The following is a 12,524-nucleotide window of genomic DNA, read 5'->3' as shown; positions in this document are numbered from 1 at the left end:
CTACTATGGCGGAAGACGCATGGGTTGCAGCTAATACCTGCATCAAACGCCTGATAAGGAGCGCGTATGCCCGATCTGAATTTGCTTATTACCCTGGATACGTTGCTCAGCGAAGGCAGTGTGGCCGCTGCCGCCAGGCGCCTGCGCCTGAGCCCTTCGGCCATGAGCCGAGCGCTGGCCCGCCTGCGCGAAACCACCGGCGACCCCTTGCTGGTGCGTGCCGGACGCGGCCTGGTGCCGACACCGCGGGCGGTCGAATTGCGTGAACAGGTCAGCCGTTTGGTGCAGGAGGCCCAAGCGGTGTTGCGCCCGGCGCAAGCGTTGGATATGGGCCAAGTGGTACGCACCTTCACGCTGCGCTCCAGCGAGGAGTTTGTGGAAAACTTCGGCCCGGCGTTGCTCGCGCGTATCGCCCAGCAAGCGCCGGGCGTGCGCCTGCGTTTTGTCAACAAGAGCGACAAAGACTCGGCGCTGCTGCGCGACGGCAGTATTGACCTGTCCATTGGCGTGGTCGGCGCCAGCGCCAGCCCCGAACTGCTGACCCAGGCGCTGTTCCGTGACCGGCTGATCGGTGTGGTGCGCAGCGGCCATGCGCTGAGCCAGGGTGACGTCAGCGCCGAGCGTTTTGCCCAGGGCCAGCATGTCTATGTGTCGCGCCGTGGGCTCGACCGTGGCCAGGTCGACGACGCGCTGCACGCGCTGGGCCTGACGCGGAACATCAGCACCATCGTCGCCGGCTTTGCCACCGCCATCGCCCTGGCCCGCGATACCGACCTGATCGCCAGCGTGCCTGAACGCTACACCGCCCATCAGCGCGACGGGCTGCACAGCTTTGCGCTGCCGGTAGTCGTGCCGTCGTTCACCGTGGCCATGCTCTGGCACCCGCGCCTGGATGCCGACGTGGCCCACCGCTGGTTGCGCGGCTGTTTGCGCGAGGTGTGCGGGCAGCAGGTACAATCACCGCTGCCTTGATGCTAAACCCAGGAATTTGCATGTTCAGCCTTACCCGCTACACCACAGCCAGCCCCGAGCCGATCAACAGCCAGATCCTGCAGATGGTGATCGACAACCTCACCGACATCAGCAGCGTGGCATTGCCGCCGAGCAACCTGCTCTACAACATCTATCAGTATGCCGTCGGCTTTGAGGTGCACCTGTACCTTGAAGCGCTGAATGGCGCCAAGGGCATCGCGGTTGAACTGGTGGTGGCACTGCAGGACGAACAGGTGGTCGGTTTTTGCCTGTACCTGCCCGTCAAGGATGATCCGCACGCCTGTGGCATCGCCTTTATGGCCGTGCAAGCCGGGCATCGGCGCCAGGGCGTGGCCCGCGCCATGCTTGGCGAGGTGCTGGCGCATTACCCCCACGCAGAGCTGGCCTGCTCAGTGGAAAAAGTGCCGGCGTTTAAAGCGATGGGCTTTCAGGTGCGTGGTGCGCGGGGCACCCAGGTGTTGATGAACACGCGCGATTATGGGACCGATGGTTTGATGGGCGTGCTGGACGTGGCTGCAATCTACAGCTCGCTGGAGGTGCGGCAGATTCATACGTACTTGCTGCAAAAACACGGCAAGCGCGCAATGGTTGATGCCGAGAAGCAGCGGGATCGGCATCTTGATCAGCTGACGCGCAAGGTGCAGTCGTTTGTAAGTGAGCATCGGGACTAAATGCAAAAAACTCCCTTGGGAGGTTTTCTATTGCGCGCGACAAATCGGCTTAATCGTACTAACTGACGGGAGTATGTGCTTGTTTTCTGCACACATATAAATAGACGGCAATTGACACTGAAGCAGTTAAAAATGCTATGCAGGCTGACACAATAAAAGGTGCTGGGCGACCACCTGCGACTATTATTAGTGTTCCTAAAGAAGGTCCGATTATAACGCATAAAATTTGGACGCTTCTGAAAGACATGGAGACCCTTCCGATAGTGTCAGGAGGGCATAATTGTTGAAGGATTATATTGGAAGAAATTATTAGAGCCTCATAACCGAAGCCATTCAAAAACCAAACCAGCGGATAAATATAGGCTCTCCCAGGTATTTGGAAAAAAATCATGGTCGCGGTCAGGATCAATGCGGCGGAAAAAATAACCAGTGCATGCATCCGAAGTAGCAGCTCATCAAAATGGCTAAACTTGAACTTTATCAGCAGTGCGGCGCCTATCGCGCCAGCCGCTGTAGCGGAGACGATCACCGAGAAATTAACTGAAGGCAAGCCTTCGAAGGCTAAGAAGGATGCCAAGTGCGGGTCGTAGACTCCTAAAGCAAGTGAAGTGAGTAGCGAGTAAATGAAGCCGATCCGTAGTTGAAAGGGCAAGGCTTTAAATATAGCAAGTCCTCTTATTATGTCACGATAGAGTGGCAGGGTTTTTGTCGAGGCGTCATTAATTTGCGGCTTGAATGCTAGGCAGATAGACCTCAGAAATGGGAAGGTTAAAAGGACTGCAGCAGCCGACAAAAAGAACAGGTCTTTGGGTGGTAATATTATCGTCAATATGCCCGCTAGTAACGGAGCAAGCATTTTGGTTGACTGGTCAAATACGCTGACGCAGCTGAAAAAAGATTTGCGTTCTTCAGCAAGTATCAGTTGCCGAACCATAATGGTTATTGAGGGGAAGTAGAATAAATTTGACACGCCTTTCAAGATCACAAAAAGCAAAAAAATCTCAAGGTTTGAAGACATGGCAAGGGCTAAGGTAGACAGTGTGCGGAGTAAAGCACCGACTGCCAACGTTTTCCGTGCGTCATGTCGATCTATCAGCGTTCCGACAATAGGGCCTAGAAACAACATGGGGGCACCGAGGCAAAAAGCCAGGAGCGCTATCGACGAAGGCGAGGCATGCCACAAATAGACGGGGACCGTGAATATCAAAAAAATATCAAGCCATAGTGAGAGGCTGGAAAGCGCTTGCACACAAATAAGCTTACTTGACGTTTTCATGGTGTCGATCTGAGTTAAGAAAAAGAGTGGTTAGATCAAAAGCGAAAAGCGGACCTGCCTATACCGAAGATCTGCTTTTCTGTGGGAGCTGGCTTGCCTGCGATGCAGGCACCTCGGTATCGCAGCGGTACGATAATTCGACAAGCCTGCTTCCACATGATGAATCAGTTCACCGTGCCTCGATTGACCATCGCCAGAATCGTCTCCAGCAGCTCCTGCTGCGCCTCCTCACGGCTGATCTCACCACTGGCGGCCGCCTGGGACAAGGCCTCGGCGGCGCCCAGCATGGCGCGCAAGCCCGCTTGGGAAACAGTGCCGTTGGGCGCGAACGGCGCCAGTGCGTCGCGGCACTTTTGCAGAAAGATCGCCTCGTATTTGCGCTTCAGCGTTTCCAGTTCCGGCGAGCTGCTCAAGGCGGCAATCACCCCCGGAATTTCCCGCCCTTGCAACAACACGCAATCGACGTAACACGACGCGATGACCCAGGCTTGCTCTTGCAGGTTGGCGGCGCTGGCGTCCAGCGCATCGGCAAACACCTGGTTCTGACGGCTATCGAAGTCTTCATAGAGTGCGGCCAGCAAGCCGGCACGGGTGACGAAATGGTCGTAGACCACCGGTTTGGTAACGCCTGCCAGCTCGGCCAGGCGGCCCAGGGTCAGGGCTTCGGTGCCTTCCTCGCGCACCAGTTGCCAGGCCATGTCGAGCAATTGGCGCAGGCGATCCTCGCGGGACAGGCGGCGGCGTGGGGCAGGGGTTTCAGTGCTTGACATGCTTATATACCAAAAGTAACTTAAAGTGCGTAACCTACTAAAGGTAGCTAGCGCCCAGCCTAGCCCGAAATGGAGTGAAATGTCATGCACGCACTGATCGTAGTAGCCCATCACGACCCGCAATCCCTCACCCATAGCGTGGCCGCACAGGTGGCGGCCGGGCTCACGGCGGCCGGCCACACTTATGAGGTTGCCGACCTCGCCGCCGAAGGCTTCGACCCACGCTATTGCGCCGCCGACCACCTCGTACACCGCACTCGCGCTGAGCCGCCCGCCGATGTGCTCGCCGAGCAGGCGCGTATCGACCGTGCCGATGGGCTGGTGCTGGCGTTTCCTATTTATTGGTGGTCGCTGCCGGGCCTGCTCAAAGGTTGGATCGACCGCGTGTTCGTCAACGGCTGGGCGATCGATTACGGCCCGGATACGCCGGTGGTGAAAAAACTGCGGCACGTGCAGGTGCACCTGCTGGCGCTGGGTGCGGCAGATGAAAGCGCGTTCGATCGGCACGGTTATGCCAAGGCCATGCGCACGCAGATCGACTACGGGATTTTTGATTACTGTGGGGCGCAGGTGGTGACGTCAACGCTGCTGCTGGAAACGGAAAGCGGCGCTGCGCAGGCGCATTTGCACACTGCAAAAGCCATCGGGCAGCGCTTGTTTGAAGTCGAAACGGTGGCTGGGTAGTCAGCCTTCGCGAAACAGATCGTGGGCATCCAGCAGGCGGTAGGCAATTTCCGGGCGCTTCTCCAGGCCACGGCGAATCGCCGCCGGAATCGCCTGGCGGGTTTTGCGGCACAGGCCGGGCTGCTCGTCGATGTTGATCTGAATGCCGCGCATGCTCTTGACCTCGGTGTGCCCTGGCGCCACCTGCACGCGGATACCCAATTGCTCGAACATCCGCTGTTGCATGTGTTCCAGGTCTTGCAGGCTCTGGAGGTTTTCCAGGCGCTCGACCAGCTTCTTCTCTTCCTGACGCGTCAGGCTGAGGATACGCAGGTCGGCGCCAGGCGCTTGCAACAGCTGTTCACGGTCGCAAGCGCAGACGCCGGGTGGGCAGGGTTGGCGAATTGACATGGGCATTCCCTCCCTACGCCGACGTGCTGGCTCAGTAGCTGAGCGCAACCCCAAGGCTGCCCAGGGCCTTCCAGTATTCAGGGTAGGTCTTGGCCACGCAGTCCGGGTCCTGAATGCGGATTCCCGCCACCTTCAGCCCGGCCAGGGCAAAGCACATGGCGATGCGGTGGTCGGCGTGGGTGTCGATCAGCGCATTGCATGAAGTGCCGGCCAGTGCCGGGTCGCTGGCCACCAGCAGGTCGTCGCCCTCGATGGTCGCCAAACCTGGGCGAATTTCGTTGAGGCCGTCGTGCAGCGCCTGCACACGGTCACATTCCTTGACGCGCAGGTTGGCCAGTTCGGTGAAGCGCACCGGGGTGTTGTTGAACGCGGCCAGCACTGCCAGAGTCGGGATCGCGTCCTGCATCTGCGAGCCGATCACGGTGCCTTGCATGTTCGGGAACTGCGCAATCACGGCCTGGGCCTTGGCGTCCGGCTGGGTGAAGTCTTGCGCGGCCACGCCGATGTCGATGCGCCCGCCGGTCAACACTTCGGCAGCCCACAGGTAAGTGGCGGCGGAGGCGTCGGGTTCGATCAGGTAGTCATGGGCGCTGTAGCCGGTGGGAGCTACGCGCCAGGTGGTGTCGTCGACCACCTCGACCTGCGCACCGAACGCACGCATGCAGTCCAGGGTCAGGTCCACATAACCACGGGCGCCGATGTCCTTGCCGGTCAACGCCACTTCAATCGGCGCCTGGCCACAGGCCGCGAGCATCAGCAGCGCCGACACGTACTGGCTGGACAAACCGCCATCAATCTCGAAACGCTTGGCCTGCACCTTGCCCACGCCGTGCACGGTCACCGGCGGGCAGCCGGTCGGGCTGTCGACGCGGATGCCGTTCTGGCCAAGGGTAGCCAGCAGCGGGCCGATCGGGCGTTTTTGCATGTAGTCGTCGCCGTCGAGCACCACGGTGCCTTCGACGGTCGCCACGGCGGCGGTGAGAAAGCGCATCGCGGTGCCGGCATTGCCGAGGAACAGCGGCTGCGAGGGCAATTGCAGTTTGCCTGTGCCTGTGACCACGAAGGTGGTGTCGTCCGGCTCATCGATACTCACGCCCATCTGGCGCAAGGCCACCGACATGTGGCGGGTGTCATCGCTTTTCAGCGCGCCGCTCAGGCGGCTGGTGCCCTTGGCCAGGGCGGCCAGCAACAGGGCGCGGTTGGTAATGGATTTGGAGCCGGGGGGCGCGACCTTGCCGTTCAGGGCGAAATTGGGCGGTGTAACGGTCACGGTTTTCTGCGAACTCAAGGGACAAGGCTCCTGATCAAGGCAAGGCGGTGTGGAGTGGCCGACGGGCGGACCCGAATAATCAGCCAAACACGCCACCCTTGTCGAGCGGGGATCGTGGCAGGGTGCGTATTTCGAGGCGGTCGCCGACTTGTCCGGGGAACGGACTGCTCCTGTAGTCGAACTACTTCTGTGGGCGTAGGACAAGCAGCAAATCCGATGCAGGACAACGCCCTTTACTCAGCGAAACGCGGGCAGTGTGCGATTTTTCCCAGGCGAGCCGCAGTTGGACAATAGCGCCCGCCAAGGTAAGTTCGAGGTGTGCCCGATGACGGGGCGCATTCAATCAAGGAGTGAATGAAATGAACAAACCCCAGACCCAACTTCGTCACGGTCGCGTCGTGACCCCGCCCAGCCGTGGTTCGGTGGCGGTAGAGCGCGGGCTGCTCGGCAACTGGCAGGTGAACGAGATGGAAGGCGGTAAAAACTTTCCGGCGCTCACTGCCGGGCCGTTCCCGGCACCCTATCAAACCGATGATCAAAGCGTCACACCGCCGGCCGACGGGCATATCCTGAGCGGCGGCAAGACCGACGACCGCGATTGCCTGAACTTCACCGACGAGGAGATGAGCAAAAAGCTCAACACGCCGTTTACCTGGCCATTGCTGAATGTCGAGGCTGGCCAGGTGTTCAAGGTGCAATGGGCCTACACCGCCGCCCACGTCACCCGTGGTTATCGCTGGCTGATCACCAAGGATGGCTGGGACCCCAAGCAACGCATCAGCCGTGCGCAACTTGAGGCCCAGCCGTTTTTCGAAGACTTCTACACCCAGGTGCCGTACTACCAGCACGCCGATGCAATGAAAGCCAAGGTCGAACACCAGGTCACGCTGCCCAAGGGCAAGAAAGGCCGGCATGTGGTGGTGTTGATGTGGATCGTGGCCAACACCGGCAACGCGTTCTATCAGGCGTTTGACCTGGACTTCAAATAAGCGCTGTTAACGCTGGGCCAACCAGTAATCATGCAGCGCCCGCGCAGCGGGTTCGATCGCTCGAGCCCGCTGTTGGTGGGCGTTTACATCCAGGTCTGCCGGCAGTTCAAAGTTGTCTTGCTCGGCACACCAGGAAATCTTCTCCAGCAGCGCCGCTTGTTCGGCAGGCAGTTCTGGCCAGTTGCCAATCGCCGCACCCCGGATATAGCCAAAGCACCATTCCTCGGCGAGCGTGACGGTTTGGCCTTGGTGTTCGGTGTCATCAAAGCGGGCCTTGAAGCTTTGCGCGTCGGTGGCCAATTGCGCCGCCAGCGTATTCATATGGCGCACGCACAACTCAAGGAAGCGCTGGGCCTCTTCCACGTTTTCCCAGGCCGGGTTCTGCCCACCCCAGATCGCCGGGAACCACTCACCGACGTCCACTTGTGCGGGGCTTGAGACCAGCGCGGTGAAGTAGCCGTCGAGTTCAGCCAGGTTCAGCACCGAATGATCGTCGCCGTATTTCAACAGCGTTTCGTCGATGAAGTCGAAATCGGCAGGGGTGAGGGGTTGGGCGAGCATGGGCATATCCTTTAAACGTCGAGCGCCGCGAAGTGGGCGGCTTAAAGCGCAGAGGATGGCGCTTGGGCGGGCTTTTTTCCACTTATTTCCCGGCGCTGACACAGCTTGCTCACGCACATCGAACCCACCACCGCCAGAATGATCGGCACCAGAAAGTCATGCTCGATACGCGTAAATTCGGCCACCAGCACAATCGCGGTCAGCGGCATGCTCATGCTGGAAGCCAAAAACGCCGCCGCGCCGATGATCGCAAACGCGCCCAGCGGCACCCCGGGCCACACCAGGCTCCAGGCAGCGCCGAGCAGAATCGCGAGCAACGCGCCATTGGCCAGGCCCGGCGTCAGCAGGCCGCCTTCGGCGCCGGCGCGCAGGCTGCCGGCGGTGATCAACACTTTGACCAGCAGCAGGATGGCGGCCAGGCCGATCGTCAGCTCATTGTCGAAGCCCAGTTGCGCCGGACCTTTGCCATTGCCGAGGATCTGCGGCAGCAGCATCGCCAGCCCGCCGATAATCGTAAAGTTGATCAGCGACATGACGGGCAGGCGCCAACCGCGTGCGGCGTTGGCCCTGGCGGCACCGGTAAAGCGGCTGAACCCATAAGCGGCCACGCCAAACACTGGCCCGCACACCACGGCCCAGGCGATCAGCGCCGGGCTCAACACAAAATGCGGCACTGCATATTGCGATTCCGCACCCAGCCCGATCCAGGCCACCGACGCACCAATCGCCGAGGTCGCCAGCGCAATCACCGCCGCCGGCCAACTGAAGGCGCCTACCAGCACTTCCAGCACAAACACCGCGCCGCCCAAGGGCACGTTGTACACCGCCGCCAGCCCTGCGCCGGCGCCGCAGGCCACGAGCAAACGGTGCATGTGCGGTTCCAGGTGCGCCCGTTGTGACAGCCAGGTCGCGGCCAGCGCGCCGACTTCACGCGGCGCCACTTCACGGCCCAAGGGCGAACCGAGGGCGACGGTGATGATCTGCAGCACGGCGTGGGCGAGGGTGGTTTTGGGTGGCATGATCGGCATCTTTTCAGACACGGCCTGCTTGATGCTCACCAGCGGTCGGCCATAGCGATAAATCATCCACCAGCCCAGCCCGGCGACCAGGCCGCACACCACCAGCACCAGCAGACGCCGCTCCGGCGCGGCAGCGGTGACGCCCCACAAAAAGGTTTCGTGGCTGACCAGGCTGTCGAGGCTGTAACCGTAGGCCAGGTGCTGGATGCCGTGCAGCAGTAACGCCAGCAGCATCCCGCCCAGCCCGGCGCCAATGCCGGTCAGCACGACCACCAGGGCCAGAATCGATGATGAACGAAAGGTGGACGGCATAGCGGGCTCCAGGCAGTGGCCCTGAGTGTATAGCTGATAAAGCGAGGCGCCTGGGTGAAATGTATCGGCAGGCCATAAACCCGGCGGCCACAACATTTCATTACGTTTGCCAGTCCCGTTTTTGGCCGATGCGCCGTCATGCTCCCTTGTTATAGTTCGAGCCTTATTACTCGCCAGTCAGGGATCACTGCCATGTCCGAATACCACGCTTTCATCGTCGAACTCACTGGCAACGTTGCCCATGTGCAGATCAACCGCCCGGAAAAAATCAACGCGATGAACGCGGCGTTCTGGACCGAAATCATCGACATCTTCCAGTGGGTCGAAGACACCGATGCCGTGCGCGCCGTGGTGCTCAGCGGTGCCGGCAAGCATTTCTCGTCCGGCATCGACTTGATGATGATGGCCTCGGTGGCCAATAGCTTTGGCAAGGACGTGGGCCGCAACGCACGCCTGCTGCGGCGCAAGATCCTCGAGCTGCAAGCCTCGTTCAATGCCGTCGACACCTGCCGCAAGCCGGTGCTGGCGGCGATCCAGGGCTACTGCATCGGCGGCGCCATCGACCTGATCAGCGCCTGTGACATGCGCTACGCCGCCGAAGGCGCGCAGTTCTCGATCAAGGAAATCGATATCGGCATGGCCGCCGACGTCGGCACCCTGCAACGGCTGCCGCGCATTATCGGCGACGGCATGTTGCGTGAACTGGCCTACACCGGTCGCCCGTTCGGCGCCGAAGAAGCGCGCAGCATCGGCCTGGTCAATCGTGTGTACCCCGACCAGGACAGCCTGCTGGCCGGGGTCATGGAAATCGCCCATGAAATCGCGAGCAAATCACCGATTGCCGTGGCCGGCACCAAGGCCATGATCAGCTACATGCGTGACCATACGGTCAATGATGGTCTGGAATACGTTGCCACCTGGAACTCGGCTATGTTGCAATCCAACGACCTGCGCGTGGCCATCGCGGCCCATATGAGTAAGCAGAAACCCGAATTCGTGGATTGACTGACATGACACCAGGCTGGATTACCACAACGCTGCTGGACAACGACGCCCCTGGCGGCTGGGCCGTCGCCCGCAGCCGCGAGGGCTTTTTGCATGACACCAATGGCCCGCTATTCCCGCGTGAATGGCTCAAGCGCCAGGACCTGTCGGTGTTTGCTGAGCATGGCATTGGTCACCTTGACGGTGAGCCGGTGTACTTGCTGGAGCTGAACGCGGCGGCCGAGGTGCCGGGTTGCAGTTGGCAGGGCCTGCGCGGCTTTATGTTGCAGGGCGACCACACCCTGTACAAAGTGCTGGGCTACGCCGCGCAGATCGGCACCTGGGCGCGGGAGCATCGGTTCTGTGGCAGTTGCGGCCAGGCGATGGTCCAGGTGCCGCGCGAGCGGGCGATGTATTGCGAGGCCTGCGACCTGCGCAGTTACCCACGGATTTCGCCGAGCATGATTGTGCTGGTGACCCGTGGCGACGAGATCCTGCTGGCGCGTTCGCCGCGTTTTGTCACGGGCGTGTACAGCACGCTCGCGGGATTCGCCGAGCCGGGTGAGTCGGCCGAAGATTGCCTGATCCGTGAAGTGCGCGAAGAAGTGCAGGTGGAGGTCAAGAACATCCAGTACATGGGCAGCCAGTGCTGGCCGTTCCCGCACTCGATGATGCTGGGCTTCCATGCCGAATACGCCGGGGGAGACATCGTGCCCCAGGCCGATGAGATCGAAGACGCGCAGTGGTTCAATATCCACGACTTGCCGCCGTTGCCGGCGTCACGTTCGATTGCGCGTTACCTGATCGATCTCTACCTGGCGCGCCGTTTAGGCCACGCTGAACCAGTGTTGCCAGGCTAGGCGCACCGTCAGGCCGAGGACCACGGTGATAAACACCGGGCGAATGAATTTGGCGCCGCCGCTGATTGCGCTGCGTGCGCCAAAGAACGCGCCACACATTACCGAGAAGCCCATCGCCAGGCCGACGATCCAGTCCACCGAGCCATTGAAGATAAATACCGACAGCGCCGCCGCGTTGCTGACGAAGTTCATGCTGCGCGCCACGCCGCTGGCTTTGACCAGGTCGATGGGGTGCAGCAGCATCGTGCTCACCGTCCAGAACGCGCCGGTGCCGGGGCCGGCCACGCCGTCGTAGAAGCCCAGGCCGAAGCCTTGGGTGGACTGCCATTTCTTCTTGATCGGTGCATCGGCATCCAGCGGCGCCTTGGGCGTGCCACCGAACAGCAAATACACCCCACAGGCGAACACGATCACCGGGAGCATTTTGTTCAGGGTTTCGGCGGGCAGGTAGTGGGCGACCACGGCACCTGCCAATGCGCCGACCAGCGTGCCGACGATGGCGTGTACCCATTGGCGCGGGTGGAACAGCTTGCGCCGGTAGAAGGTAAAACTGGCGGTGGCGGAGCCGAAGGTCGAGCTGAGCTTGTTGGTGCCCAGCACCAGGTGCGGTGGCATGCCGGCGGTGAGCAGGGCCGGCGTGGTGAGCAGGCCGCCGCCGCCGGCGATGGCGTCGATAAAGCCGGCAATAAAGGCCACGCAGGCAAGAATGGCGAGGGTGGTCAGGTCAACGCTGAGTTCGAAGGGCATGGGCAGGGCTTATTATTGGCAGGGCGCAGAAAGGGGCTGCGCCAAAGATCGCCATCTTACCTGCCGGATGGACCCAGATCCAAATGTGGGAGCTGGCTTGTCTGCGATAGCGGTAGGGCAGGCCCACCTGCTGTAACTGACCCGACGCCATCGCAGGCAAGCCAGCTCCCACCTTTAAACCGTGCCCGCCTGGCGATGATCGTTCCCACGCTCTGCGTGGGAATGCCGCTTGGGACGCTCTGCGTCTGCTCTGGATCTTCAGCTGTGACGTTTGTCCAGCCACTCCAACGCCGTGCGCCACACACAAATCCCCAAAAAGTACGCCGACATCACCGACCACAACCCAAACGTCCACGGGTTGGTATTGGGGTAGTCCACCACCATCAAAAAGCTGCACAGCAACCAGAGGGTGGTCACGGCGATGTTGATCGGCATAAAGCGCTTGACCCGGAACGGGTGCAGAAACTTCATCGGTGTCACGGTCAGCAGCGCCAGGCCGATCACCGTGGCCAGGGTCACCCAGGCGTCCGGCTGGATGATGTAAACGCACAAGGCCACCACATTCCACGCCGCAGGAAAGCCGACGAAATAGTTGTCCTTGCTCTTCATGTTCACATTGCAGAAACAGAACAGCGACGACACCAGGATCACCGACACGGTAAACAGGTGGGTGAAGTCCGGCAGGTCGATATAGCGGTAGATAAACAGCGCCGGGATAAACACATACGTCAGGTAGTCAATCACCAGGTCCAGCACCGAGCCATCAAAGCTGGGCAGTACCGTGCTGACATTGACCCGTCGCGCCAGCGAGCCATCGACCCCATCGACCACCAGCGCCAGGCCCAGCCACAGCAGGCAGGCCTTGGGTGAGTTTTCCAGCAAGGCCAGGGTGGCCAGGAACGCCAGCACCACGCCGGTGGCGGTAAAGCCGTGGGCGCCCCAGGCTTTGAGTCTGGCTACATGCAGGGTCGATATCACGGGCGGCTCTCCAAAAGATG

At 60.8% G+C, this 12,524-nt stretch carries 14 protein-coding genes; 6 read left to right on the top strand and 8 right to left on the bottom strand.

The genetic code is table 11. The features are described 5' to 3' along the window. Positions 1-66: 66 nt before the first annotated feature. Positions 67-972: a LysR family transcriptional regulator gene (locus tag BFP92_RS25575; protein ID WP_065931642.1), complete on the top strand. Its 906-nt coding sequence runs from the start codon at positions 67-69 to the stop codon at positions 970-972. Between the two features lie 20 nt (positions 973-992). After that, positions 993-1,664 (top strand): GNAT family N-acetyltransferase, encoded by a 672-nt coding sequence (locus BFP92_RS25570; protein WP_065931641.1) that lies wholly within the window; start codon positions 993-995, stop codon positions 1,662-1,664. A gap of 58 nt (positions 1,665-1,722) precedes the next feature. Here BFP92_RS25570 and BFP92_RS25565 read toward each other — a convergent pair whose 3' ends face one another. After that, complete coding sequence (locus tag BFP92_RS25565) at positions 1,723-2,940, bottom strand: MFS transporter (protein ID WP_065931640.1); 1,218 nt, start codon at positions 2,938-2,940, stop codon at positions 1,723-1,725. Positions 2,941-3,104: 164 nt separating this feature from the next. Beyond that, on the bottom strand, positions 3,105-3,710 hold the full coding sequence (locus BFP92_RS25560) for a TetR/AcrR family transcriptional regulator (RefSeq protein WP_065931639.1): 606 nt from the start codon (positions 3,708-3,710) through the stop codon (positions 3,105-3,107). 84 nt (positions 3,711-3,794) lie between these two features. Between BFP92_RS25560 and BFP92_RS25555 the strand changes: the two genes are divergently transcribed. After that, positions 3,795-4,394: an NAD(P)H-dependent oxidoreductase gene (locus BFP92_RS25555; RefSeq protein WP_065931638.1), complete on the top strand. Its 600-nt coding sequence runs from the start codon at positions 3,795-3,797 to the stop codon at positions 4,392-4,394. On the opposite strand, the gene BFP92_RS25550 is transcribed toward BFP92_RS25555, so the two are convergent. Further along, a complete protein-coding gene (locus BFP92_RS25550; RefSeq protein WP_065931637.1) occupies positions 4,395-4,784 on the bottom strand; it encodes a hypothetical protein in 390 nt (129 codons plus the stop codon). A 31-nt stretch (positions 4,785-4,815) separates the two neighbouring features. Next, the gene (aroA, locus tag BFP92_RS25545) at positions 4,816-6,072 is read right to left on the bottom strand and encodes a 3-phosphoshikimate 1-carboxyvinyltransferase (RefSeq protein WP_065931636.1); all 1,257 of its coding nucleotides are present in this window, start codon (positions 6,070-6,072) and stop codon (positions 4,816-4,818) included. A 341-nt stretch (positions 6,073-6,413) separates the two neighbouring features. Between aroA and BFP92_RS25540 the strand changes: the two genes are divergently transcribed. Continuing rightward, positions 6,414-7,043, top strand: coding sequence for a lytic polysaccharide monooxygenase auxiliary activity family 9 protein (locus BFP92_RS25540; protein ID WP_065931635.1), 630 nt, complete (start codon positions 6,414-6,416; stop codon positions 7,041-7,043). A gap of 6 nt (positions 7,044-7,049) precedes the next feature. Here BFP92_RS25540 and BFP92_RS25535 read toward each other — a convergent pair whose 3' ends face one another. Together BFP92_RS25535 and BFP92_RS25530 are read right to left on the bottom strand one after the other, a co-directional pair. Beyond that, positions 7,050-7,604 (bottom strand): UPF0149 family protein, encoded by a 555-nt coding sequence (locus BFP92_RS25535; RefSeq protein ID WP_056860397.1) that lies wholly within the window; start codon positions 7,602-7,604, stop codon positions 7,050-7,052. A gap of 41 nt (positions 7,605-7,645) precedes the next feature. After that, the gene (locus BFP92_RS25530) at positions 7,646-8,935 is read right to left on the bottom strand and encodes a chloride channel protein (RefSeq protein WP_065931634.1); all 1,290 of its coding nucleotides are present in this window, start codon (positions 8,933-8,935) and stop codon (positions 7,646-7,648) included. Positions 8,936-9,127: 192 nt separating this feature from the next. Between BFP92_RS25530 and BFP92_RS25525 the strand changes: the two genes are divergently transcribed. Beyond that, the gene (locus BFP92_RS25525) at positions 9,128-9,940 is read left to right on the top strand and encodes a crotonase/enoyl-CoA hydratase family protein (RefSeq protein WP_065931633.1); all 813 of its coding nucleotides are present in this window, start codon (positions 9,128-9,130) and stop codon (positions 9,938-9,940) included. A gap of 5 nt (positions 9,941-9,945) precedes the next feature. Then, positions 9,946-10,779 (top strand): NAD(+) diphosphatase, encoded by an 834-nt coding sequence (nudC, locus tag BFP92_RS25520; protein WP_065931632.1) that lies wholly within the window; start codon positions 9,946-9,948, stop codon positions 10,777-10,779. On the opposite strand, the gene BFP92_RS25515 is transcribed toward nudC, so the two are convergent. Further along, positions 10,747-11,526, bottom strand: a complete 780-nt coding sequence (locus BFP92_RS25515) for a TSUP family transporter (protein ID WP_017139107.1) — start codon at positions 11,524-11,526, stop codon at positions 10,747-10,749. The two genes, nudC and BFP92_RS25515, sit on opposite strands and share 33 nt — an antisense overlap. A 258-nt stretch (positions 11,527-11,784) precedes the next feature. Next, positions 11,785-12,504: a phosphatidylcholine synthase gene (pcsA, locus tag BFP92_RS25510; protein ID WP_065931631.1), complete on the bottom strand. Its 720-nt coding sequence runs from the start codon at positions 12,502-12,504 to the stop codon at positions 11,785-11,787. Positions 12,505-12,524: the final 20 nt, after the last annotated feature.

The organism is Pseudomonas sp. 58 R 3 (genome assembly GCF_900006605.1).
In the GTDB taxonomy this organism is placed as follows: Bacteria; Pseudomonadota; Gammaproteobacteria; order Pseudomonadales; family Pseudomonadaceae; genus Aquipseudomonas; species Aquipseudomonas salomonii.
Note: the sequence above shows the minus strand (reverse complement) of the source record. Positions and strands in the feature narration are given on the sequence as shown.